Raw genomic sequence first — 21,838 nt, forward strand, 5'->3', positions numbered from 1 at the left:
CAATGAAAGGCCGCAACGCGCTGCTCAGGACTTTTGCTCCATGCGCTCAAGCGCCGCCCTTTGTTTGGCCAGGTCCTGGTCGTTGTCGGCAAACCGTTCGGCGACGGCGCGGAACTGCTCGACGCAGGCCAGGAAGGCGTCGCAGATATCCGGATCGAAGTGCGAGCCGCGGCCCTGGCGAATGATCTCGACGGCCTGTTCGTGGGGCATCCCCGCCTTGTACACGCGCCGGCTGATCAGCGCGTCGTAGACATCCGCCACCGCCATCAGCCGGGCGCTGATGGGAATATCGTCGGCGGCCAGCCCCTCGGGGTAGCCGCTGCCGTCCCACTTCTCCTGATGGCCGTAGGCGATTTCCTTGGCCAGGCTGAGGAAGTCCACGCGGATGCCCAGCTGATCCTCGGCATGCTGGATGGCATCGCGACCCAGGGTGGTATGGGTCTTCATGATCTCGAACTCTTCCGCGGTGAAGCGGCCGGGCTTGAGCAGGATCGCGTCAGGGATGCCGATCTTGCCGATATCGTGCAGCGGCGCCGACTTGAACAGCAGCTGGATCGTCTCGGCGCTGAGGAAGTGGCGGAAACGCGGGTGCTCGCGCAGGTGCTCGGCCAGCACCTTCATGTAGTGCTGGGTACGACGGATATGGTTGCCGGTCTCGTTGTCACGGGTCTCCGCCAGCGAGGCCATGGCCTGGATGGTGACATCCTGAATGGCGACCACCTCGCGGGTGCGGCGCTGGACTTCCTGCTCCAGAAAGTCGTTCTGATCGCGCAGGAAGTCCGCCGCGGCCTTGAGCTTGAGCTGGGTCTCCACCCGCGCCAGGACCAGCGGTGGACTAATCGGCTTGGTGATGTAGTCGACCGCACCCAGCTCCAGGCCGTGGATCTCATCCTCGGTTGCGGACATGGCAGTGAGGAAGATGATCGGGATATGGCGGGTGCGCGGGTCCTGCTTGAGCTGCTCGGCCACCTCATAGCCGGACAGCCCGGGCATCATGATGTCGAGCAGGATCAGGTCCGGCAGCGGGTCGCCCTGCAGCACCCGCAGGGCCTTCTCGCCGCTATTGGCGGCCTTGACCCGGTAGCGATCCTTGAGCAGGTCGGTCATCAGCATCAGGTTGTCCGGCGTATCGTCGACCACCAGGACGGTGGCAGGCCGGTAGACTTCTTGTTCGACACTCATGGCGAGCAACTCCCTTGCCAGATGGAAGCATTGCCAGGGCGGCATAGCCCCAAGGAAGCTTAGCTAGGGTTTGCCGGAGCCGCCGCGCGACTAGCTCAGCGCTTGCGGCAGAGGGTCAGGCCGTCGCCCAGCGGCAGCAGCGACAGATCGACACGCCGGTCGCTCTTGAGGGTGCGGTTGAGCGCCTGGATCGCGCGGGTGTCGGCGCTGTCCGGGTTCTGCTCGAGCACCCGGCCGCTCCACAGCACGTTGTCGAACAGGATCAGCCCGCCCTGGCGCGCCAGGACCAGGGCGTGTTCCAGGTACACCGGGTAGTTGGCCTTGTCGGCGTCGATGAAGATCAGGTCGAAGCTCTCGCCCTGCCCGCCGCGCTCCAGCGCGTTGAGAGTTTCCAGGGCCGGTGCCAGGCGCAGCTCGATGCGTTCCGCCACCCCCGCCTCATACCAGTAGCGCCGGGCGATGGCGTTGTAATCGCCGGGCAGGTCGCAGCAAATCAGCTGGCCGTCGACCGGCATGGCAGCGGCCATGCACAGGGCGCTGTAGCCGGTGAAGGTGCCGATCTCGAGAATCCGTTTGGCGCCCGTCAGCTGCACCAGCAGGGCCATGAACTGGCCCTGTTCGGGGGCGATTTGCCAGTGCGCACTGGCCAGCTGCGCCGTTTCGTCGCGCAGGCGCTTGAGCAGCGGCGTCTCGCGTAGGGAGACATCCAGCAGGTACTGGTAGAGGTTGTCGTCGAGATTGAGGGTGCGCTGAGTCATGGCTGGCGCGCCAGCTGCGCCGGTGCCAGTACGCGCTTGGCGCTGAGGTAGGTCTTCTGCCAGTAGGCCGTGGACAGGGTGTCCAGGCGCACCGTGCCGCCGCTGGACGGCGCATGGACGAAGCGCCCTTCGCCGACATAGATGCCGGCATGGCTGACCTGGCCGCCGCCATTGGTGGCGAAGAACAGCAAGTCGCCGCTCTGCAGGGCATTGCGGCTGACCGTCGGCGCACGCAGGTTGATCATCTCGCGGGTCGAGCGCGGCAGCTGGATGCCGGCCGAGTTGCGGTACACATAGCCGATCAGGCCGCTGCAGTCGAAGCCGCTGTCCGGGGTGTTGCCACCATAGCGATAGGGTGTGCCAACCAGGCCGATGGCACTCATCAGCACATCATCAGCATTTTCGTTGCCAACGATGGGGAAAGGGTCGACGGGGTAATCAGGAGAGGGAGAGTTGCCGGCGCAGGCGGTAAGCAGCGCGGCGAGGGCTAGCAGGGCGAAGCGAGCCGTGAAATGCATGGGCGGGCGATCCTGGCCGGAATGCGCCCTACTCTGCCGCGTGCCGGACACAGGCGCAAGCCCTGTGCCCTCGCGCCCGCACGGGCTTAACGGTTAACCGAACGCTCGCTCTGCAGCTGCGGAGCCAGTGCCAGGGCGCGCTTGGCTTCCATGTAGCTACGGTTCCAGTAGCTGTCGTCCAGGCTGTCGATGCGCACGCCACCGCTGCGGCTGCTGCTGGAGTGGATGAACTGGTCATCGCCCAGGTAGATGCCGGCATGGCTGACACGGCCACGGCCACGGTTGTTGAAGAAGATGATGTCGCCCGGCTCCAGCTCTTCGCGAGCCACCAGCGGGGCATCCAGGTTGATCATTTCGCGGGTGGAGCGCGGCAGCTGCATGCCGGCTTCTTCACGGAACAGGTAACCGATGAAACCGCTGCAGTCGAAGCCGGATTTCACCGAGGTGCCGCCGAAACGGTACTTGGTGCCGACCAGAGACAGGCCCTGACTGAGGATGCTGTCTGCCAACTGGGGCAGCGCATAGGGTTTGTCGTCGGTGATGTCGGCCATCATCTGCTCGTCGCTGATGTACTCGACGGGTTCTGGCTCGACCGCTAGCTGCTCGATCGGCTGCTGCGGAACCTGGCCGGCACAAGCCGCCAGGAGACTAATCAGTGCAAGAGGCACGAGGGGTGCGAAGCGCTTTAGCATGGGCACGACCGTGTTTGTCTGGTTTTTATAAGGGGGCGACTATGCCGTCTGATGAGCGAGATTGCAAATTCAATGCCGAGAAATGTGACTTAGTAGTTTCGGAAAAACATCTAACGCTCTTCCTGACAGACGGACATCCACCCAGCCACTGAGGTCGGTTGTCGCAGGGTTCACTTCCACGGTGAAACCCCCATTCCTGCGGGCTTGCACCACAGGTTCGACGATATAGGGGAAGCTCGCCGTGGTGCCCACCGCCAGCACCACGTCGAAGCCCTTGTGCACCTGGTCATAAAGCCGACCAATGGCATCCTCCGGCAGCATTTCCTCGAACAGCACCACCGGTGGGCGCAGGATGCCCGCGCATTGGGCACAGCGCGGCGGCAAGGGTCGTTGCAGGTGCTCGGCCAGCTCGGGGTCTGCGGCGCCGCAGGACTGGCAATACAGCGGCGCCAGCTGGCCATGGATCTCGATCAGCCGCTCTGCCGGCGAGCCGGCCTGGCGGTGATAACCATCGATGTTCTGCGTCAGCACCCAGCAGCCGGGCTTACGCCGCTGCAGCTCGGCGATCGCCGCATGGCCGGCATTCGGTTGCGCGCCCAGACAGGCCTTGCCCAGCTCGGCCAGGTACTTCCAGCACAGCGCCGGGTCGCGTTGCAGCATCGGCCCGGACAGCGCCGCCTCGATCGGCAGGCCTTCCGGGGTGAGGCCGTTGTACAGGCCACCGAGGCCACGATAGGTCGGCAGCCCCGAGTCAGCAGACAGGCCGGCACCGGTGATGATCAGCATGCGCTCGGCCCGCTCGATGGCCTGGGCGACGCGGATGATGTCCTGTTCCATCGCACTCTCCTGATGAGCCTGTCGATCTCTTAGCGGGTGCGCCCGGCGAGTCCTGGTGCGTTTGGCGCAGCGAGTGGGTAGCCCGAACCACTCGCAATGAGCCCCCTGCTCCGCTCAGTGCGCGGACCAGACCGCCAGCTCGTTGCCATTCGGATCGGCGAACTGGAAGCGGCGGCCACCGGGGAAGCTGAAGATATCCTTGACGATGCACCCACCACCCTCGCGCACCCGCGCCAGCACGGCTTCCAGGTCATCGGCGTAGAGCACCACCAGCACCGAGCCATTGGCGGTGGTGGCGTTCAGGTTGGCCTGGTAGAAGCCACCATCCAGGCGCCCGTCATTGAAGGCGCAATACTCCGGCCCGTAATCGACGAACTGCCAGCCGAATACGCTGCTGTAGAACGTCTTGGCCAGCTGCAGATCCCTGGCGGGCAACTCGATGTAGTCGATCTTGCGGTCTGCGGGCATGACACTGTTCCTCAATGAAATGGATGACGGCCGGCCAATCGATCAGCGCATGGCTAAGCGCCGGCTCTGGCACAAGCTATTGAGCTGCTGCGCCAGCACCTCGGCGGGCAGACCATAGGTATCCGGCAAGGCACTGTGGTAGCCCGACAGCGCCTGCGAAATCGCCGCGCCACGACCGTGCGGCACATGGCCCTGGGCGAAATTCCAGGCCACCAGCGAGTTGCTGCTGATGCGCACCACCGCGAAACCGGTCACCGCGACCCAGGCAATACGGTGCGCACGAAACAGACTGCAGTAGGTGAAGCCCTGCTCATCCAGATGCAGATAAGCAGCACGCGGATGCAACTGCACGAGAAACACCAATGCGCCCAGGGCAAATAGCAGCGCACAGAAATAACCGAGCAGCACGCCGTCGAGCACCATCCATACACCCACCGCGCTGAACGACAGGCACCCCAGCAGCAGAAGCAGGGTTTTCCCGTGCGCGGGATAGAGCACCAGCGGCAAACGCAGCTCTGGCTGCAGAACGGCGTTCATTGACGATTGCCTCCATCCGGCCTGGACAGCACGCGCAGGCGCTCACTTCGCACCCAGACGCCGGCATCCTCCTCGTCGCCAGCCGGGTAAAGGATCTGCGACCAGGAGCCGTACTCAGAATAGATAGAAACCCCATCACCGGGAATGATGAACTTGCCGCGAATCGGGCAGGCCGCATCCGGCGCCGAATGAAACTGCGCGCGCCCCTGGCCGATCACCTCGCCGATATAGGGACGGTGCTCGGCCCCGGTCTTCACCGCAGCGTCCAGCGCCGCACAGTCGACCTGCTGCGCCGGTGCAGCTGAACTGAACAGACAGAGTGCTGCCAGCCACTTACCTTTGTGCATCCCTGCTCCTCCTGTGCCCTCTCAGCGCAGCAAGCCGCCTACCTTCTGCTCTAGCAGGCGCACCAACTCCGTTTGCATGTACTGGTAATCGTCGGGAATACCCAGACAGATCACCCGCTTGCCTTTCAGCGCAGCGGCGAAGCGTTGCTTGAGCCGGCGCCCGTGCACCGCTTCCATGACGAAGATCAGCTCAGCCCACTGCACCTGCTCCAGCGACAGAACCTGCTCGGCATCCGGACTGAGGCCCGCCGAGTCGCTTTGTACACCTGGCCAACTGGCGAACACCTGCTCCGCCGTCGGGCTGCGCAGGCGATTGCGACTGCAGATAAACAATACGCGCGGCAAGCGCTGCTCTCCGAGATCAGGCGCGCCGATGCGCGCGGGCCAGCAGGATAATCCCGAGCAGCGCCAGCGCGCCAATCGACAGGCCATAGCACCAGGGCGCCGGCCCGGAATGGCCGAGTGCCTCGATGCCGATGCTCGTATCCAGCCAGCCCCACAGCGGCAGCAACAGCAGCGTCAGCAAGACCCCGCCACACAAGGCGCCCAGGCCGATGGCCAGCAGCATAAAAAGCACACGCATCACCGACGTCCCAGTGGTTCACGTCAGGCCAGCCTAGCAAAACAGCGCGCATAAAAAAGGGCAGCCAACAGGCTGCCCGAAACACGCGGAGAATCTTGCTTGTTTAGTGTGCGACCGCACCGCTGGCGCCCAGGCCAGTCTGCGAGCGGACGAACTGCGAGTAGAAGCGTGCACGTTCCTCGCCGGCGGCAACGGACTTGTCGGTGATCGAGAAGAACCAGATACCGCTGAAGGCAATCGCCATGGAGAACAGTGCCGGGTACTCGTAGGGGAAGATCGCTTCGGCATTGCCGAGCACCTGCACCCACACGGTTGGGCCGAGAATCATCAGGGCCACGGCGGTGATCAGGCCCAGCCAGCCGCCAACCATGGCGCCACGGGTGGTCAGCTTCTTCCAGTACATGGAGAGAATCAGTACCGGGAAGTTGCAGCTGGCCGCGATGGAGAAGGCCAGACCGACCATGAAGGCAATGTTCTGCTTCTCGAACGCGATACCCAGGCCGATGGCCAGGATGCCGAGTGCCACGGTGGTGATTTTCGATACGCGCAGCTCATCTTTCTCGTTGGCTTTGCCTTTCTTGATCACGCTGGCATACAGATCATGGGATACCGCCGATGCACCGGCCAGGGTCAGACCAGCAACCACGGCGAGGATGGTGGCGAAGGCCACAGCCGAGATAAAGCCGAGGAACCAGCTACCGCCCACCGCGTTGGCCAGATGCACCGCCGCCATGTTGTTACCGCCGAGTAGGGCACCGGTGGCGTCTTTGAAGGCCGGGTTGGTGCTGACCAGCAGGATCGCGCCGAAGCCGATGATGAAGGTCAGGATGTAGAAGTAGCCGATAAAACCAGTGGCGTAGAACACCGACTTACGCGCTTCCTTGGCATCGCTCACGGTGAAGAAGCGCATCAGGATATGCGGCAGGCCAGCGGTACCGAACATCAGCGCCAGACCAAGGGAAATCGCCGAGATCGGGTCTTTCACCAGGCCGCCGGGGCTCATGATCGCCTCGCCTTTCGGGTGTACGGCAATGGCTTCGCTGAACAGCCGGGCGAAGTCGAAGTCGACGTGCTTCATCACCATCAGCGCCATGAACGAGGCACCAGAAAGCAGCAGCACGGCCTTAATGATCTGTACCCAGGTGGTCGCCAGCATGCCGCCGAACAGCACGTAGAGCACCATCAGGATGCCGACCAGGATCACCGCCACATGGTACTCGAGGCCGAACAGCAGCTGGATCAGCTTGCCGGCGCCGACCATCTGCGCGATCAGGTAGAACGCCACCACCACCAGCGAACCGCTGGCAGACAGGGTGCGGATCTGGGTCTGACCGAGGCGATAGGAGGCCACGTCGGCGAAGGTGTACTTGCCGAGGTTGCGCAGGCGTTCGGCGATCAGAAACAGGATCACCGGCCAGCCGACCAGGAAGCCGATCGAGTAGATCAGGCCGTCATAGCCAGAGGTGAACACCAGCGCGGAAATCCCCAGGAACGAGGCCGCCGACATATAGTCGCCGGCAATCGCCAGGCCGTTCTGGAAGCCGGTGATGCTGCCGCCGGCGGTGTAGAAGTCGGAGGTCGAGGTGTTACGCTTCGACGCCCAGTAGGTGATGTACAGCGTGGCGCCGACGAAGGCGAGGAACATGACGATGGCCGAAGTGTTCAGCGGCTGGCGCTGCACTTCACCTTCCAGTGCACCGGCGGCCCAGAGTGCTGGGGCCAGTGCCATCAGGCCGATGGCGGTAAGAAGACGCGCGATCATTTCTGCACCTCGTCGAGAATGGCCTGGTTCAGGCTGTCGAACTCACCGTTGGCGCGCTGCACATAGATACCGGTCAGCACGAAAGCCGAGATGATCAGGCCCACACCCATGGGAATGCCCCAGGTCACCGGCGAATCCGCACTGATGCGGGTACCGAGCAGCTGTGGCTCGAAGGCGATCAGCAGGATGAAGGCCACGTACAGGCCGAGCATGATGGCGGAAAGGATCCAGGCGAAGCGTTCGCGCTTGGCGACCAACTCCTGGAATTGCGGATTCTGTTCAATCCGCTTGTAGATGCTGTCGTTCATTGTTGTTGTCCTCCGCAGCACGGGTTGCTGGTGAGTCCACTCTAGAACGATGGCCAATCCACGACAGACGACCTTAGTCGTAGCCCAGGGGCATTCTCGACCAAAGTCTTAGAGCCCGTGAGATCCATTAGGCGAATCTATCCAACGGATACATAACTGCCATTTCACCGAGCTCCGGACGCCACCTAAGCTGCACACCAAGAAAGAACAATTCTTATTTGAGGTGCGCCATGCTCAAGACCGTCACCTTCACCCTCATGCACTTCTGCATCGCCTTCGGCGTGACCTACGCACTCACCGGCAGCGTGGCAGCCAGTGGCCTGGTGGCGGCGATCGAGCCGTTGTGCAACTCGGTAGGGTTCTATTTCCACGAAAAAGTCTGGCAGCGCTTCGAGCGGCGTGGCCCGCAGAAGGCAGCAATCCCCCAGCATGCCTGGTTGCACCATCAGGCATGAGCTGCCCGCCGGGGCTTCTGATCCGCTAAGATGCGCGGCTTTGTCGCCACGCATCCAGAACCATGAGCCAGCCCAATCGTTCCCCTGCACTGCCCTACCTGTTCGCCAGCCTGCTCGCCATGCTGGCACTTGCCGCCCTCTGGTACGCGATTGGCCGCCCCGTCGTGCTGGCCGATGCGGCCACGCCGACACACAAGTTGCAGTGCGCCTCCTATACGCCGTTCGGCAAGGACCAGTCGCCCTTCCAGCAGCCTTTCGTGCTGCGTCCGGAACTGGTGGATGCCGACTTGGCCCTGCTGGCCCAACGCTTCACCTGCATCCGGACCTACTCGCAGATCGGCCTGGAAGCCATTCCTGAACTGGCGCGCAAGCATGGTCTGAAGATGCTCGCCGGCGCCTGGATCAGCAGCAATCCGGTCGATAGCGCCAAGGAAGTCGCGGCACTCATCGACACCGCCAATCGCTACCCGGACGTGGTCGACGCGGTGATCGTCGGCAACGAAGTGCTGCTGCGCAAGGAAGCCACTCCCGAGCATCTGGTCGAGCTGATCGGCCAGGTCAAGGCCGCGGTCAAACAGCCCGTGACCTATGCCGATGTCTGGGAGTTCTGGCTGGAACACCCCGAGGTGGCGCCGGCGGTGGACTTCCTCACCATTCACCTGCTGCCCTACTGGGAAGATGACCCGAGCAGCATCGAGCGCGCCCTGCACAAGGTCAGCGAAGTGCGCCAGACCTTCGGCAACGCCTACGCGCCCAAGGACATCCTGATCGGCGAAACCGGTTGGCCAAGTGAAGGCCGCCAGCGCGAAACCGCCCTGCCGAGCCGGGTCAACGAAGCGCTGTTCATGCGTGGTTTCGTCAAACTGGCTGAGGAACATGGCTGGCGCTACAACCTGATCGAAGCTTTCGATCAACCCTGGAAGCGCGACAGCGAAGGTGCGGTGGGCGGTTACTGGGGCTTGTTCGATGCTGATCGCGGCGACAAGGGCATCCTCGCCGGCCCCGTCTCCAACCTGCCGCACTGGCCGCTGTGGCTGGCCCTCAATGGCGTGCTGCTGGCGGTGGCCCTGCTGTTCGCCGGGCGTCCGGCTTCGCGCCGCGCCGCCCTGCTGCTGCCGCTTACTGCCGCCCTGGGTGGAGCCTGTATCGCCGGCTGGAGCGAACTGGCCAGCATCACCAGCCGCAACACCGGCGAATGGCTGTGGGCGATCGCCCTGCTGCTGCTCAACCTGATCGTGCTGGCGCATATCAGCCTGGCCCTGTCTGCCCGTAACGGCTGGCGCGCCGGTCTGTTCGTCTGGCTGGAGGCCCGTGGCGGCTGGTGGCTGGCGGCCAGCGGTTTCGCGGGCGCGGTGTTGATGCTCGGGCTGGTGTTCGACGCGCGCTATCGCAGCTTCCCCAGCGTGGCCCTGCTGCTGCCGGCACTGGTCTACCTGTGCCGCCCGGTCCACGGCCCGCGCCGGGAAATCGCCCTGCTCGCCGTACTGATCGGCGCCGGCATCGCCCCGCAGCTGTACCAGGAAGGCACGCATAACCTGCAAGCCATCGGCTGGGCGATCACCGCGCTGCTGCTGGTCGCGGCACTGTGGCGCAGCCTGCGCCTCAAGCGCGGTTGAGAACCGCCTTAAAGACCCTGGCTCCCAAGGTGCGCACGGCGCACCCCGCCCCAGCCTGAGCCGTCCGCTTAGTGGTTGACCGTGTGCGCCAGCATCACTGACAGCTGGCACAGCGGCCGGCCGCTTTCGGCGTGCCACTGGTTGAAGGCTGCCTGCACGGCGGCCAGTTCTTTGAGGCTGGTTGGCACCTTGTCGACGATTTCCTGGGCCTTGAGCGCGGCGACCATGTCGTCGCTGGGGATGAAGGTGTCCTTGCCGATCATGCGCAGCAGACGCGGCGCCGACAGCCCGCCGAGCTGGCTGCCGTGCTTGGCCAGGTACTTCCACAGGCCGACGATATCGGTCACCGGCCAGTCGGCGATCAGCGCGCCGAAGCTGCCTTTTTCCTTCTGCACATCCAGCACGAACTGGGCGTTACGCGGCACGCTCTTGAGCTTGCCCAGGTGGCGGATGATGCGCGCATCCTGCATCAGCCGTTCCAGATGCTCGGCACTCATCAGCGCCACTTTTTCCGGGACGAAGCCGAAGAACACCTCCTCGAAGGCCGGCCACTTGGCGTCCACCAGGCTGTGCTTGAGGCCGGCGCGGAATACGCGCAGGGCGATCAGCGACAGGTAGCGGTCATCGCTGATCTGGCGCAGTTCAGTCGCGCTGCGCGGCTGCGGCAGCATGGCCTCCAGGGCCGCGGGCGAGCCGAAGCGGTTCAGGCAGTATTCGTGGAGCCATTGATAGTCGCGCATCAATCATCCTTAGCAAGTCTGGTGCGGGCGGACCCGACAGAGGCAACAGGGTGCCCGCCCAGCGCGGCATCCGGCAAGCCTGCCGACCCGAGGCGTGTGCCCGCGTCAGCTCCGGAACAGGTGCTGGGTATCGGCGTGGTACAGCGCCGAAGCGGCGAAGTCCTCGGCGCCCAGCACCCGGCCGACCAGGATCAGCGCGGTGCGGCGAAAACCCTTGGCGCGCACTTTGTCCTCGATATCCGCCAAGGTGCCGCGCACCCACTCCTGATCCGGCCAGCTGGCGCGATGGACCACGGCAATCGGGCAGTCGGCGCCGTAGTGCGGCAGCAGCTCGGCGACTATCGCCGCCAGGTGCTGCACGCCCAGATGGATGGCCATCGTCGTGCCGTGGCTGGCCAGGGCACCCAGCGCCTCCCCGGCTGGCATCGGCGAGTTGTGCCCGTAGCGGGTGAGAATCACCGTCTGCGCCACGTCTGGCAGGGTCAGTTCGACCTCCAGCAGCGCCGCGCAGGCGGCCGTGGCGGTGACGCCGGGAACGATCTCGAAGGGGATATCCAAGGCCCGCAGCTCGCGGATCTGCTCGCCGATGGCGCCGTACAGCGACGGGTCGCCGGAATGCACGCGGGCCACGTCCTGGCCGCGGGCGTGAGCCTCGGCCAGCAGGCGGACGATCTCGCCCAAATGCAGCTCAGCGGTATTCACCACCTGCTCGGCGCAATGACCTTCGAGCACCGCCGGCGGCACCAGCGAACCGGCGTAGAGCAGCACCGGGCAGTTGCGAATCAGGCGCTGGCCTTTGACGGTGATCAGTTCGGGGTCGCCGGGGCCGGCACCGATGAAATAGACGGTCATTGCGAGAGCTCTCTATCGATCCGCGCCAGGGCGCAGGTGGCATTGCTACTGTGCTGGCGCGGGCCAAGCAGCTGCGCCATACCCAGGCGCGCGGCGGTGACCAGGGCGCTGGGCTCGGCCACCGCCGTGCTGCCGGTCACGCGCAGGGTCAGCGGATTGGCCGCGGCCTGGCCGGCGACGCTCGCCAGCTCCTGCACCGAGCACCAGGTCATCGGCAGCGCCAGGCGCTCGACCAGCGCCTGCAGGCCCGGTTCGTCACGCTTGTGCGCACTGCTGGCCAGACCCACCAGAGCCTCCAGGCCCAGGCCATGCGCGGCCAGGCACTGCAGCAGCAGGGCTTGCAGCTCGTCCGGAGTACAGCCGCGACGGCAGCCGAGGCCGGCAATCAGGCGAATGGCGGGGCTGGACATGGCGCTCCTGCTGGCAGGCGGAAAAGGCCGCGTAGCTCAGCACGGGCGGCCACCCCGGTCAACCGCGGTTGACCTGCACCCGGTCGCTGCGTAGCCTTCCACCCTTTCGAGGTTCTGCACCCACGCGGGTGCAGCTAAGAGGGAACAGGGTCAACGCCCTGGCTGCCCCCGCAACTGTGAACGGTTCAAGCCCCTTCGATACACCACTGCCAACGGCGGGAAGGTGAAGGGAGCGTGCCCAGCGCACACCGTGAGCCAGGAGACCTGCCTCGACTAACCAGCTAACTGTCCGGGCGGGGTGATCCGGTGGTGCAAGGCCCGCGTCCGCCCGGACACCGGCCTGCCCCTGCCCGTCCGTCTCTTTTTCGACGCTCCGGGGCCCTCCATGAAAACGCTCGCCAAACTTCCCGTCACCATCGTCACCGGCTTCCTCGGCGCCGGCAAAACCACCCTGCTGCGTCACATGCTCGGCCATGCCGACGGCCGCCGCATCGCGGTGATCGTCAACGAGTTCGGCGAGCTGGGCATCGACGGCGAAATCCTCAAGCAGTGCTCGATCGGCTGCAGCGAAGAAGAAGCCAACGGCCGCATCTTCGAGCTGGCCAACGGCTGCCTGTGCTGCACCGTGCAGGAAGAGTTTTTTCCGGTGATGCGCGAACTGGTGGCACGCCGTGGCGAGCTCGACCATATCCTGATCGAGACCTCCGGCCTGGCCCTGCCCAAGCCGCTGGTGCAGGCCTTCAACTGGCCGGAAATCCGCACCGCCTGCACGGTGGACTCGGTGATCACCGTGGTCGACAGCCCGGCCGTGGCCGCCGGCACCTTCGCCGCCTTCCCGGATCAGGTCGATGAGCAACGCAAGCTCGATCCCAACCTGGACCACGAATCGCCGCTGCACGAGCTGTTCGCCGACCAGCTGGCCAGCGCCGACCTGGTCATCCTCAACAAGGCCGACCTGCTCGACGCCGCTGCCCTGGCCGCGGTACGCGCCGAAGTGGCCGAGGAGCTGCCGCCGGCGGTCAAGGTCATCGAAGCCCACGGCGGCGAGCTGCCGCTGGACGTGCTGCTGGGACTGAACTGCGCGACCGAGCTGCACATCGACCAGCGTCGCACCCATCACGACGAGGAAGGCGAGGATCACGACCACGACGAGTTCGACTCCTTCGCCGTCGAGCTGCCCGAGGTCGAGGAAGCGCGCCTGCTGCAGGCCCTGAAGGAGGCCGTGGCCAAGCACGGCATCCTGCGCATCAAGGGCTTCGCCGCCATCCCCGGCAAACCCATGCGCCTGCTGCTGCAGGGCGTCGGCCAGCGCTTCGACAAGCACTTCGACCGCGCCTGGCAAGCCGACGAAGCGCGCCTCACCCGTCTGGTGGTGATCGGCCAGGTGCTGCACCCGGCCGCCATCAGCAGCGAGCTGCAGGCGGCATTGGCGTGAAGCCGCTGATCGCCAGCAAGCTGGCTCCTACGGCGGCAGCGTGCTCGGGCTTGTGTGTAGGAGCCAGCTTGCTGGCAATCCCTTCCCCGGTAGGCGCCTGACATGCACCTGCTGCGCACCCAGCCCGGCAGCCAACTGCCGGTCGACAGCATCGCCGACCTCGGCCAGACCCCGGCCGAGCTGGTGATCCTCTGCACCGGCGACTCGCACCTGTCGTTGCTGGCCGAAGTGGCGCGCAGCCTGCCCGAGGACTTTCCCAGCCTGCGCCTGGCCAGCCCGGCGCAACTGGGCAACCACGCCTCGGTGGATTTCTACGTCGAGCAGGTGCTGCAGCACGCCAAGGTCATCCTGATCTCGGTGCATGGCGGGGTCAGCTATTGGCGCTACGGCATCGAGCGCCTGGTCGAGCTGGCCGGGCGCGGCGCCAAGCTGATCCTGGTGCCTGGCGATGACAGTCCCGACCCCGAGCTGAGCAGCCTGGGCAATGTCGCACCGGCCGACTGCGAACGCCTGTGGCAGTACCTGCGCCAGGGCGGAGTGGACAACGCCCGGCAGTTTTTCCACTGCCTCGCCAACCTCTACCTGCAGCGCGACTACCCCTGGCAGGAGCCGCGCGCCCTGCCCCGCGTCGCTATCTATCACCCGCAGCAGGCCGCAGCCAGCCTGGACCGCTGGCGCGCCGACTGGCAGCCGGGCTGGCCGGTGGCGGCGCTGCTGTTTTACCGCACCCATGTGCAGGCGGCGAACACCGCCTTCGTCGACACCTTTTGCGCGCGCCTGCAGGCCCAGGGCCTGAATCCCTTGCCGATCGCCGTGGCCAGCCTCAAGGAAGCGGCCTGCCTGACCCAGGTCGAGGACTGGCTGGACGCGGCCGAGGCCAGCGTGATCCTCAACACCACCGGTTTTGCCATGAGCAACCCGGAAGCGCCGGACCTGCGCCCTTTCAAACGCGACATCCCGGTGCTGCAGGCCATCTGCGCCCTGGCCAACCAGGAACAGTGGCAGGCCAGCGCCCAGGGGCTGGGCTCGCGCGACCTGGCCATGCACATCGCCCTGCCCGAGCTGGACGGCCGCCTGATCACCCAGCCGATCAGTTTCAAGGGCCTGGCCTGGCGCAGCGAGCGCAGCCAGAGCGACGTGGTCTGCTACCACGCGCACCTGCCGGGCATGGATTTCGTCGCCGAACTGGCGCGCCACTGGTGCGAGCTGGCGCGCCGGCCCAATGCCGACAAGCGCATCGCCCTGGTTCTGGCCAACTACCCGACCCGCGACGGCCGCATCGGCAACGGCGTCGGCCTGGACACCCCGGCGGCGGCGCTGAATATCCTTACCGCCCTGCAGGCCCAGGGTTACCCGGTCGAGGGGCTGCCGGCCAGCGGCACCGCGCTGATCCACCAGCTGCTCGGCGGGGTGACCAACGACCTGGATAACCTGGATGCGCGTCCCTGCGCGCAGAGCCTGGCGCTGGACGACTATCGACGCTGCTTCGCCGCCCTGCCCGAGACCAACCAGCAGGCGGTGCTGCAGCGCTGGGGCGAACCGGAAAGCGACCCGATGTACCGCAGCGGCCGTCTGATGATCGCAGGCCTGCGTTTTGGCCTGTGCTTCGTCGGCATCCAGCCGGCACGCGGCTACCAACTGGATGCCGCGGCGGTGTACCACGACCCCGACCTGGTGCCGCCGCACGGCTACCTGGCCTTCTACTTCTGGCTGCGCCAGACCTTCGCCGCCAACGCGCTGATCCATGTCGGCAAGCACGGCAACCTGGAGTGGCTGCCGGGCAAGAGCGTCGGCCTGTCCGAGCAGTGCTGGCCGAGCGCCCTGCTCGGCCCGCTGCCGAACGTCTACCCCTTTATCGTCAACGACCCCGGCGAAGGCGCCCAGGCCAAGCGGCGCACTCAGGCGGTGATCATCGACCACCTGATGCCGCCGCTGACCCGCGCCGAGAGCTACGGCCCGCTGCGCGACCTGGAGCGCCTGGCCGACGAGTACTACGAGGCCAGCCAGCTCGACCTGCGCCGCGCCGTCGAGCTGCGCGGCGAGATCCTGCAGAAAGTGCGCGAGGCCAGCCTGGATCGCGAACTGGGCCTGCAACTCAACGACGACCCGGACAGCTGGCTGCCACAGCTGGACGCCTACCTGTGCGACCTCAAGGAATCGCAGATCCGCGACGGCCTGCATGTGTTCGGCGAGTCGCCGGCCGGCCAATTGCGCCGCGACACCCTGCTGGCCCTGCTGCGCATCCCCCGCGGCGACGGCCAGAGCGGCAACGCCAGCCTGCTGCGTGCCCTGGCCCAGGACCTGCGCCTGGCCTTCGACCCGCTCGACTGCGCGATGGCCGACCCCTGGCACGAGCCCCGCCCCGCCGTGCTGGCCGAGCTGAGCGACGAGCCCTGGCGCAGCCTCGGCGATACCCGCGAGCGCCTGGAGCTGTTGGCCCTGCAGCTGATCGGCAACCCGGATATCCCGGCCATCGGCCCGGCCAGCACCTTGATTCTCATTGAGCTGCGCCAGCGCATTGCGCCGCTGCTGGATGCCTGCGGCCCGGCGGAAATGGCCGGCCTGCTCGCCGCCCTCGATGGCCACTTCGTCCCCGCCGGGCCCAGCGGCGCGCCGAGTCGCGGGCGCCTGGACGTGCTGCCAACCGGGCGCAACTTCTTCTCGGTGGACGTGCGCAACCTGCCCACGCCGACCGCCTGGCGCATCGGTGTGCAGAGCGCCGAGCGCCTGCTCGAACGCCACCTGCAGGACGAAGGCGACCACCTGCGCCAGCTCGGCCTGTCGGTGTGGGGCACGGCGACCATGCGCACCGGCGGCGACGACATCGCCCAGGCTCTGGTGCTGCTGGGCGTGCGCCCGGTGTGGCAGGCCGGCAGCCAGCGGGTCGAGCGTTTCGAGGTGCTGCCGCTGGAGCAGCTCGGCCGCCCGCGGGTGGACGTCACCCTGCGCGTGTCCGGCTTCTTCCGCGACGCCTTTAGCAACCTGATTCGCCTGTTCGATGACGCCGTGCAGGCGGTGGTTGATCTCGATGAGCCGGAAGACATGAATCCGCTGTCGGCGCGGGTCTGGCGCGAGTCCCTGGCCCTGCAGGACAGCGGCCTGGATGAACACGAGGCGCGCCAGCAAGCCGGCTGGCGGATCTTCGGCGCCAAGCCCGGTGCCTATGGCGCCGGGGTGCAGAACGCCATCGAAGAACGCCTGTGGCAAACCCGCGCGGACCTGGCCGAGGTGTACCTGAACTGGGGCGGCTATGCCTACGGCCAGGGCGCCGAGGGCACCCCGGCGCGCGCGCAGTTCGCCGAGCGTCTGCAGCAGCTGCAGGCGGTGCTGCACAACCAGGACAACCGCGAGCACGACATCCTCGATTCCAACGACTACTACCAGTTCCAGGGCGGCATGCTGGCGGCGGTGGAAACCCTGCGCGGCGCCAAGGTGGCCAGCTACCACGGCGACAACAGCCAGCCGGAGACCCCGCGCATCCGCAGCCTCAAGCAGGAATTGGCCCGCGTGGTGCGCGCCCGCGCGGCCAACCCCAAGTGGATCGAAGGGATGAAACGCCACGGCTACAAGGGCGCCTTCGAACTGGCGGCGACCATCGACTACCTATTTGCCTTCGACGCCACCAGCGAGCTGGTCGACGACCACCAGTACGCCCTGCTTACCGATGCCTACCTGCTGGATACGGACACCCGCGATTTCATCCAGCAACACAACCCCGGCGCCCTGCAGGACATCCTCGAACGCCTGCTCGAAGCCCAGCAACGCGGCCTCTGGGAAAACCCCGGCGACTACCGCGCGGCGCTGGAAAACCTGCTGCTGGATAGCGAGGAATCATGACCACCCCGCCAATCCCCGTAGCCCGGACGCACGCTCTTCTCCCCTCGCCCATTTATGGGAGAGGGGCCGGGGGAGAGGGTCGTCCGTGCGCGGGGGCAACCGAGTGGGCCGACAGCCCTTTTCACTCTCTCCCCAACCCTCTCCCGCAGGCGGGAGAGGGAGCACAGGCCCGTAGCCCGGATGCAATCCGGGGAGATGGCGATAGGCAACCCCGAATTGCATCCGGGCTACAAAGCGTTTCTCCCCTCTCCCATAAATGGGCGAGGGAGCAAAACACCCCGCACACGCAGGAATCGCCATGACCGACCACCACTTCCCCCTCGCTGCCGTCGTCGGCGCCGATGACCTCAAGCTGGCCCTGTGCCTGGTGGCCGTCGACCCGGCCATCGGCGGGGTGCTGATCGAAGGCCCGCGCGGCATGGCCAAGTCGACCCTGGCTCGCGGCCTGGCCGAGCTGCTGCCCAGCGGCCATTTCGTCACCCTGCCGCTGGGCGCCAGCGAGGAACGCATCGTCGGCACCCTCGACCTGGACGCCGCCCTCGGTGAAGGCCGCGCGCAGTTCTGCCCCGGTCTGCTGAGCAAGGCCGATGGCGGCGTGCTGTATGTCGACGAGGTCAATCTGCTGCCAGATCACCTGGTCGACCTGCTGCTGGATGCCGCCGCCAGCGGGGTCAACCATATCGAGCGCGACGGCATCTCCCATCGCCACAGCGCGCGCTTCGTGCTGATCGGTACGATGAACGGCGAGGAAGGCGAACTGCGCCCGCAACTGCTGGATCGCTTTGGCCTCAACCTGGCCCTGGACGGCCAGCCGCAACCGGCCCAGCGCGCCGAGATCATGCGCCGCCGGCTGGCCTTCGACAGCGACCCGCAGGCCTTCCTGCACAGCTGGGCCGCCGCCCAGGATGAGCTGCGCAGCCGCTGCCTGAACGCTCGCGAACGCCTGGCAGGGATTCCCCTGTCCGACGCCGCGCTGGAGGCCATCGCCCTGCGCTGCTTCGCCGCCGGCGTCGACGGCCTGCGCGCCGACCTGGTCTGGCTGCGCGCCGCCCGCGCCCATGCGGCCTGGCGCGGAGCCGAGCGCATCGACGATCAGGACATCGACGCGGTGGCCGACTTCGTCCTGCGCCATCGCCGCCGCCCTGCGCCGCCAGCCCAAACCCCACAGCAACAACAGCCACAACAGCAGCAACCCGCGCCAAGCCCGTCCACCGCCAACGCACCGCCCCAAGGCGAAGGCCAGTGGGGCGAACTGCCAGCGCAGGTCCAGGCCATGGGCGAACGGCGCGAACCGCCGCGCTGGGCAAAAAAGCCCTGAGCATCCGCCCGCGCCAGCCCCTCGGCGCGGATGCCAGAGCGAAACCGGGCAGCCTGAACGGCGGGCGCAATGGCGCCAGCCGCAGCGGCTTGCTGGGCGCCATCGACTGGCCGGCGACCTTGCTCAAGGGCCGCCCGCGCAGCCGTCAGGATCTGCTACGCCGCCCACGCAGCGCGCAGCCCAGCGAACTCTGGCTGGTAATAGTCGATGCCTCCGCCTCGACCCGCCGCCATGGCGCCCTGAGTCAGGCCAAGGGCCTGCTCGCCGAAGTGTTCGAGGCGGCCTACCGCCAACGCGCGCGCCTGGCCCTGCTGCACGCCACCGGCACACAACCGCGCTGGCTATGGCAGGGCCAAAAAACCTCGACCGCCCTGCGCGACTGGCTCGACCAGCTCGGCGCCGGCGGCGGCACCCCGCTGATCGAGGCCCTGCAGCAGGCCGCACGGTGGCAGACACGGCGCCAACGCCGACAACCAGGCGAACAGCAGCACCTGCTGATCCTCACCGACGGCCGCCTGCGCGACTGGCCCGCCCTGCCCGCCAGCCAGTGCCCGGCGCTGCTGGTGGATATCGAACGCACGCCCGTGCGCCTCGGCCGCGCCCACCTGCTGGCCGCGCAACTGGGCGCCGACTACCGCCATATCGACTCGCTGGCGCCCAGCGCCAAGTCCCCCACCTGGAACACACCATGAAAGAACTGCTGCTGGTCGGCATCGGCGCCGGCGACCCCGACTACATCACGATGCAGGCGCTCAAGGCGCTGCGCCGCGCCGACGTGATCTTCCTGCTCGACAAGGGCCCGGCCAAGCACAAGCTCAACGCCCTGCGCCGGGAAATCTGCACGCGCTACCTCGACGGCCACACGCCACGTTTTGCCGAAGGTGTACAACCGGAGCGCGAGCGCGAGGCCGCCGACTACCGCGCCAGCGTGGACGAGCTGAACCGCGACAAGCAGGCGGTGTTCGAGCAGCTGATCGACGCGCAGATGGCCGACGGCGAAGTGGCCGCCTTTATGGTCTGGGGCGACCCCTCGCTGTACGACAGCAGCATCCGCATCATCGAGGCCATCGCCGCCGCGCGCAGCGACCTGAGCTACGAAGTGATCCCCGGCATCACCAGCCTGCAGGCACTCACCGCCCGCCACCGCGTACCGCTCAACAGCATCGGCCGCGCCGTGGAAATCACCACCGGCCGCCTGCTCGCCGAGGGCTGGCCGCAAGGCGTGGACAGCGTGGCGGTGATGCTCGACGCCAAGGACAGCTACCTGCGTTTTGTTGGGCAGGGGCTGCATATCTATTGGGGGGCGTATGTGGGGACGGCGGACGAGATTTTGATTGCTGGAGCGTTGGACGAGGTGGCGGAGCGGATTGCCGCGACCCGCGCGCAGGCGCGGGAGAGGAATGGGTGGATTATGGATAGCTACCTGCTGCGCAAGAGCAGAACGGCGCGGGATTGAGATCGACGGTGGACAAGCAGAGCGTTGTCCTCCTACCCACGATCCAACCCGCGCAGGCTGGATGGCAACCCCGTGGAAAACTGCGCAGCGTTTTCCACCCTGGTTGCCTAGGCTACTTGCTGGTTACGACCCAATCGGCCTTTTAGAACTGGAAGAAACCGCCCCAAAGCGGCCGGGCGCGATAGGCGGGAATCGGCCAAAAGCAGGCCATGGACACGCGGCTAGCGACTTCGTAATCTCCGCGCAGACCATGTCGCTTTTTCTCCCCGCCTCATGTTGCGTTTCCAGCGCGTCTTGCAAGCTGCTGAAGGAGTTATCCATGTACAAGGAACGTCATACGCCACAAAGAGCGCACCGCATTACGCCACTTGTGGCGTCTACTTATAGTTAGGCTCACAGAGGCAGAGGTCATAGCAGGATGCATCCAGACCTAAAATCCCTAATAAGCAAGGGGCGATCCCAAGGCTTCCTACTGAAGTCTGAAGTCCTAGAAATATTGCCTGAAGACATCACACAAGAAGAGCTTATCAATGACATATTGCTGATGATCAGCGATATGGGTATCTCTATAGTCAATGATCAAGCGAGCGCTAACAATGGACACCCAGAAGCCTAACAAATGATTCAAGCCGTTCGCTTCTCTCACTCGGGGCTGGCTAAAGCCGGCCCCTTAGCCAAACGTTAGGCGTAAACAAATGAAATCGCCTTTTAAAGCCACTTTCTTTGCCTTTGCAGCGTGCATTTCTGCAGAAGCTATTCCCGCAAGCTCACTACCTGGGGTGGACAGCGTTCAAGAGCATGAAATTATCGGCCTTGGCACCGTGCGCATAGGGCAAGAGCTCACCCATGCAAAGTTCGGCGTTGGGAAAGTTGAAGAGATCCAACCAGGAGAAGAAGGCATCACGGTTATAAACATAACCTTCCCTTCTGTTGGCTCAAAATGGCTTATTGCAGAGCATGCGAATTTAAAGCAGGTCACCGAGTGAGCCGCCTAACAAATGGTTCAAGTCACTCGCTTCGCTCGTTCGGGACCGCGTTCCGCGGCCCCTTAACCAAACGTTAGGCCTTGTATAGCGCTTTGGACAAACATGGATCATCTACGTTTACGCTTGATGCATAGGGAAGCCATAAGAAGGCTTTCCGACGCGCAAATCTTAGTGGAAGCTGATCCACTTGGGTCTAGGCGCGCTGATTCAGACCATTTGCTCAAACTGCTCGGATTGGAGCTACTTCTCAAGTTTCTGTTTGAAATTGAGCAATCACGACAAGCAGATGAATTCGGCCATGACTACAAAGCCATCTTCTCCGCTCTTCAACCAGAAACCCAAGCGCGGCTGATATCGCTTTGCGGCGAGCGCATAGGGCCATCGGCCTTCACTGCAGAGTCAACAAAAACCCTTGCTGAATGGGGTCGGAATTTCGTTGGTTTGAGGTATCCGTTTGAGCGCTACAAGGGGTTGTCCGAGGAGCAGTACGCGGCAACATCCGCGCGCTGGCTTCAAAAGGGTGCAAAGCTGGAAAGCGCTACTTTTCGGTTCTACCCACAAGAGTTGACTGGAGCGCTGTATGCATTGCAAACCATCGCCAACGAACACGCTCTCCAAATCTTTGGCGAAGAGTTCATCCATGACATCATCTGATAAGCACACGGGATGGGCCAATTCCACCGAAAAGCCTAACTGGTCATTGCACACGGACGCCCATGCTTCGCATGGCGCTGGTGAACT

At 65.3% G+C, this 21,838-nt stretch carries 25 protein-coding genes and 1 riboswitch; of the genes, 10 read left to right on the forward strand and 15 right to left on the reverse strand.

Annotated elements, in window-relative coordinates; all coding sequences use genetic code 11:
- Positions 1 to 24 precede the first annotated feature (24 nt).
- From LRS11_RS19430 to LRS11_RS19485, 12 genes are all read right to left on the reverse strand, one after another.
- Complete coding sequence (locus LRS11_RS19430) at positions 25 to 1,182, reverse strand: two-component system response regulator (RefSeq protein ID WP_260494489.1); 1,158 nt, start codon at positions 1,180 to 1,182, stop codon at positions 25 to 27.
- Positions 1,183 to 1,277: 95 nt separating this feature from the next.
- Positions 1,278 to 1,940 (reverse strand): O-methyltransferase, encoded by a 663-nt coding sequence (locus LRS11_RS19435; RefSeq protein ID WP_260494490.1) that lies wholly within the window; start codon positions 1,938 to 1,940, stop codon positions 1,278 to 1,280.
- Positions 1,937 to 2,458: a C40 family peptidase gene (locus tag LRS11_RS19440; protein ID WP_260494491.1), complete on the reverse strand. Its 522-nt coding sequence runs from the start codon at positions 2,456 to 2,458 to the stop codon at positions 1,937 to 1,939. The genes LRS11_RS19435 and LRS11_RS19440 overlap by 4 nt, the downstream gene beginning before the upstream one ends.
- Positions 2,459 to 2,544: 86 nt before the next feature.
- The gene (locus LRS11_RS19445; protein ID WP_260494492.1) at positions 2,545 to 3,150 is read right to left on the reverse strand and encodes a C40 family peptidase; all 606 of its coding nucleotides are present in this window, start codon (positions 3,148 to 3,150) and stop codon (positions 2,545 to 2,547) included.
- Between the two features lie 69 nt (positions 3,151 to 3,219).
- Entirely contained in the window at positions 3,220 to 3,987 is a 768-nt protein-coding gene (locus LRS11_RS19450; protein WP_260494493.1) for an NAD-dependent deacylase, read from the reverse strand.
- Between the two features lie 114 nt (positions 3,988 to 4,101).
- A complete protein-coding gene (locus LRS11_RS19455) occupies positions 4,102 to 4,455 on the reverse strand; it encodes a VOC family protein (RefSeq protein ID WP_260494494.1) in 354 nt (117 codons plus the stop codon).
- A gap of 42 nt (positions 4,456 to 4,497) precedes the next feature.
- Positions 4,498 to 4,992: an STM3941 family protein gene (locus tag LRS11_RS19460; protein WP_260494495.1), complete on the reverse strand. Its 495-nt coding sequence runs from the start codon at positions 4,990 to 4,992 to the stop codon at positions 4,498 to 4,500.
- Positions 4,989 to 5,339 carry a hypothetical protein gene (locus LRS11_RS19465; RefSeq protein ID WP_260494496.1) on the reverse strand — a complete coding sequence of 117 codons (351 nt, stop codon included), beginning with the start codon at positions 5,337 to 5,339 and terminating at the stop codon, positions 4,989 to 4,991. Before LRS11_RS19465 ends, LRS11_RS19460 begins: the two co-directional genes overlap by 4 nt.
- A 21-nt stretch (positions 5,340 to 5,360) precedes the next feature.
- Positions 5,361 to 5,684 (reverse strand): low molecular weight protein tyrosine phosphatase family protein, encoded by a 324-nt coding sequence (locus LRS11_RS19470; protein ID WP_260494497.1) that lies wholly within the window; start codon positions 5,682 to 5,684, stop codon positions 5,361 to 5,363.
- Positions 5,685 to 5,700: 16 nt separating this feature from the next.
- Positions 5,701 to 5,922 (reverse strand): hypothetical protein, encoded by a 222-nt coding sequence (locus LRS11_RS19475; RefSeq protein WP_260494498.1) that lies wholly within the window; start codon positions 5,920 to 5,922, stop codon positions 5,701 to 5,703.
- 103 nt (positions 5,923 to 6,025) lie between these two features.
- Positions 6,026 to 7,684 carry a cation acetate symporter gene (locus LRS11_RS19480; RefSeq protein WP_260494499.1) on the reverse strand — a complete coding sequence of 553 codons (1,659 nt, stop codon included), beginning with the start codon at positions 7,682 to 7,684 and terminating at the stop codon, positions 6,026 to 6,028.
- Positions 7,681 to 7,992: a DUF485 domain-containing protein gene (locus LRS11_RS19485; RefSeq protein ID WP_260494500.1), complete on the reverse strand. Its 312-nt coding sequence runs from the start codon at positions 7,990 to 7,992 to the stop codon at positions 7,681 to 7,683. The genes LRS11_RS19480 and LRS11_RS19485 overlap by 4 nt, the downstream gene beginning before the upstream one ends.
- A gap of 230 nt (positions 7,993 to 8,222) precedes the next feature.
- Here LRS11_RS19485 and LRS11_RS19490 point away from each other — a divergent pair, with 230 nt between their 5' ends.
- Both LRS11_RS19490 and LRS11_RS19495 read left to right on the forward strand, forming a co-directional pair.
- A complete protein-coding gene (locus tag LRS11_RS19490) occupies positions 8,223 to 8,447 on the forward strand; it encodes a DUF2061 domain-containing protein (RefSeq protein ID WP_260494501.1) in 225 nt (74 codons plus the stop codon).
- A 62-nt stretch (positions 8,448 to 8,509) separates the two neighbouring features.
- Positions 8,510 to 10,063 carry a beta (1-6) glucans synthase gene (locus tag LRS11_RS19495; RefSeq protein ID WP_260494502.1) on the forward strand — a complete coding sequence of 518 codons (1,554 nt, stop codon included), beginning with the start codon at positions 8,510 to 8,512 and terminating at the stop codon, positions 10,061 to 10,063.
- Between the two features lie 68 nt (positions 10,064 to 10,131).
- On the opposite strand, the gene LRS11_RS19500 is transcribed toward LRS11_RS19495, so the two are convergent.
- From LRS11_RS19500 to LRS11_RS19510, 3 genes are all read right to left on the reverse strand, one after another.
- Positions 10,132 to 10,803 carry a DNA-3-methyladenine glycosylase I gene (locus tag LRS11_RS19500; RefSeq protein WP_260494503.1) on the reverse strand — a complete coding sequence of 224 codons (672 nt, stop codon included), beginning with the start codon at positions 10,801 to 10,803 and terminating at the stop codon, positions 10,132 to 10,134.
- Positions 10,804 to 10,908: 105 nt separating this feature from the next.
- Positions 10,909 to 11,655, reverse strand: coding sequence for a precorrin-4 C(11)-methyltransferase (cobM, locus tag LRS11_RS19505; RefSeq protein ID WP_260494504.1), 747 nt, complete (start codon positions 11,653 to 11,655; stop codon positions 10,909 to 10,911).
- Positions 11,652 to 12,065 carry a cobalamin biosynthesis protein gene (locus LRS11_RS19510; RefSeq protein WP_260494505.1) on the reverse strand — a complete coding sequence of 138 codons (414 nt, stop codon included), beginning with the start codon at positions 12,063 to 12,065 and terminating at the stop codon, positions 11,652 to 11,654. The genes cobM and LRS11_RS19510 overlap by 4 nt, the downstream gene beginning before the upstream one ends.
- A 92-nt stretch (positions 12,066 to 12,157) precedes the next feature.
- Positions 12,158 to 12,352, forward strand: a riboswitch (cobalamin riboswitch).
- Positions 12,353 to 12,450: 98 nt separating this feature from the next.
- Between LRS11_RS19510 and cobW the strand changes: the two genes are divergently transcribed.
- From cobW to LRS11_RS19545, 8 genes are all read left to right on the forward strand, one after another.
- Complete coding sequence (gene cobW / locus LRS11_RS19515) at positions 12,451 to 13,500, forward strand: cobalamin biosynthesis protein CobW (protein ID WP_260494506.1); 1,050 nt, start codon at positions 12,451 to 12,453, stop codon at positions 13,498 to 13,500.
- Positions 13,501 to 13,602: 102 nt separating this feature from the next.
- Complete coding sequence (gene cobN, locus LRS11_RS19520) at positions 13,603 to 17,337, forward strand: cobaltochelatase subunit CobN (RefSeq protein ID WP_260494507.1); 3,735 nt, start codon at positions 13,603 to 13,605, stop codon at positions 17,335 to 17,337.
- Positions 17,338 to 17,635: 298 nt separating this feature from the next.
- Complete coding sequence (locus LRS11_RS19525) at positions 17,636 to 18,655, forward strand: ATP-binding protein (RefSeq protein ID WP_260494508.1); 1,020 nt, start codon at positions 17,636 to 17,638, stop codon at positions 18,653 to 18,655.
- Complete coding sequence (locus LRS11_RS19530; RefSeq protein WP_260496958.1) at positions 18,637 to 19,347, forward strand: VWA domain-containing protein; 711 nt, start codon at positions 18,637 to 18,639, stop codon at positions 19,345 to 19,347. Before LRS11_RS19525 ends, LRS11_RS19530 begins: the two co-directional genes overlap by 19 nt.
- A complete protein-coding gene (cobF, locus tag LRS11_RS19535) occupies positions 19,344 to 20,111 on the forward strand; it encodes a precorrin-6A synthase (deacetylating) (RefSeq protein WP_260494509.1) in 768 nt (255 codons plus the stop codon). Before LRS11_RS19530 ends, cobF begins: the two co-directional genes overlap by 4 nt.
- A gap of 418 nt (positions 20,112 to 20,529) precedes the next feature.
- On the forward strand, positions 20,530 to 20,727 hold the full coding sequence (locus LRS11_RS22595) for an RNA polymerase sigma factor region1.1 domain-containing protein (RefSeq protein ID WP_182833917.1): 198 nt from the start codon (positions 20,530 to 20,532) through the stop codon (positions 20,725 to 20,727).
- A 79-nt stretch (positions 20,728 to 20,806) separates the two neighbouring features.
- Positions 20,807 to 21,097, forward strand: a complete 291-nt coding sequence (locus LRS11_RS19540; RefSeq protein WP_260494510.1) for a hypothetical protein — start codon at positions 20,807 to 20,809, stop codon at positions 21,095 to 21,097.
- A 102-nt stretch (positions 21,098 to 21,199) separates the two neighbouring features.
- The gene (locus LRS11_RS19545) at positions 21,200 to 21,751 is read left to right on the forward strand and encodes a hypothetical protein (protein WP_260494511.1); all 552 of its coding nucleotides are present in this window, start codon (positions 21,200 to 21,202) and stop codon (positions 21,749 to 21,751) included.
- Positions 21,752 to 21,838 lie beyond the last annotated feature (87 nt).

The organism is Pseudomonas sp. J452 (assembly GCF_024666525.1).
Classification (GTDB): domain Bacteria; phylum Pseudomonadota; class Gammaproteobacteria; order Pseudomonadales; family Pseudomonadaceae; genus Aquipseudomonas.

Coding starts and splice junctions, on each gene's coding strand:
- LRS11_RS19435 (WP_260494490.1), bottom strand. CDS start 1,940: ATGACTCAGCGCACCCTCAATCTCGACGACAACCTCTACCAGTACCTG.
- cobM (WP_260494504.1), bottom strand. CDS start 11,655: ATGACCGTCTATTTCATCGGTGCCGGCCCCGGCGACCCCGAACTGATC.
- LRS11_RS19485 (WP_260494500.1), bottom strand. CDS start 7,992: ATGAACGACAGCATCTACAAGCGGATTGAACAGAATCCGCAATTCCAG.
- cobW (WP_260494506.1), top strand. CDS start 12,451: ATGAAAACGCTCGCCAAACTTCCCGTCACCATCGTCACCGGCTTCCTC.
- LRS11_RS19445 (WP_260494492.1), bottom strand. CDS start 3,150: ATGCTAAAGCGCTTCGCACCCCTCGTGCCTCTTGCACTGATTAGTCTC.
- LRS11_RS19500 (WP_260494503.1), bottom strand. CDS start 10,803: ATGCGCGACTATCAATGGCTCCACGAATACTGCCTGAACCGCTTCGGC.
- LRS11_RS19545 (WP_260494511.1), top strand. CDS start 21,200: ATGGATCATCTACGTTTACGCTTGATGCATAGGGAAGCCATAAGAAGG.
- LRS11_RS19460 (WP_260494495.1), bottom strand. CDS start 4,992: ATGAACGCCGTTCTGCAGCCAGAGCTGCGTTTGCCGCTGGTGCTCTAT.
- LRS11_RS19455 (WP_260494494.1), bottom strand. CDS start 4,455: ATGCCCGCAGACCGCAAGATCGACTACATCGAGTTGCCCGCCAGGGAT.
- LRS11_RS19465 (WP_260494496.1), bottom strand. CDS start 5,339: ATGCACAAAGGTAAGTGGCTGGCAGCACTCTGTCTGTTCAGTTCAGCT.
- LRS11_RS19490 (WP_260494501.1), top strand. CDS start 8,223: ATGCTCAAGACCGTCACCTTCACCCTCATGCACTTCTGCATCGCCTTC.
- LRS11_RS19540 (WP_260494510.1), top strand. CDS start 20,807: ATGAAATCGCCTTTTAAAGCCACTTTCTTTGCCTTTGCAGCGTGCATT.
- cobF (WP_260494509.1), top strand. CDS start 19,344: ATGAAAGAACTGCTGCTGGTCGGCATCGGCGCCGGCGACCCCGACTAC.
- LRS11_RS19450 (WP_260494493.1), bottom strand. CDS start 3,987: ATGGAACAGGACATCATCCGCGTCGCCCAGGCCATCGAGCGGGCCGAG.
- LRS11_RS19510 (WP_260494505.1), bottom strand. CDS start 12,065: ATGTCCAGCCCCGCCATTCGCCTGATTGCCGGCCTCGGCTGCCGTCGC.
- LRS11_RS22595 (WP_182833917.1), top strand. CDS start 20,530: ATGCATCCAGACCTAAAATCCCTAATAAGCAAGGGGCGATCCCAAGGC.
- LRS11_RS19495 (WP_260494502.1), top strand. CDS start 8,510: ATGAGCCAGCCCAATCGTTCCCCTGCACTGCCCTACCTGTTCGCCAGC.
- LRS11_RS19475 (WP_260494498.1), bottom strand. CDS start 5,922: ATGCGTGTGCTTTTTATGCTGCTGGCCATCGGCCTGGGCGCCTTGTGT.
- LRS11_RS19525 (WP_260494508.1), top strand. CDS start 17,636: ATGACCGACCACCACTTCCCCCTCGCTGCCGTCGTCGGCGCCGATGAC.
- LRS11_RS19480 (WP_260494499.1), bottom strand. CDS start 7,684: ATGATCGCGCGTCTTCTTACCGCCATCGGCCTGATGGCACTGGCCCCA.
- LRS11_RS19440 (WP_260494491.1), bottom strand. CDS start 2,458: ATGCATTTCACGGCTCGCTTCGCCCTGCTAGCCCTCGCCGCGCTGCTT.
- LRS11_RS19430 (WP_260494489.1), bottom strand. CDS start 1,182: ATGAGTGTCGAACAAGAAGTCTACCGGCCTGCCACCGTCCTGGTGGTC.
- cobN (WP_260494507.1), top strand. CDS start 13,603: ATGCACCTGCTGCGCACCCAGCCCGGCAGCCAACTGCCGGTCGACAGC.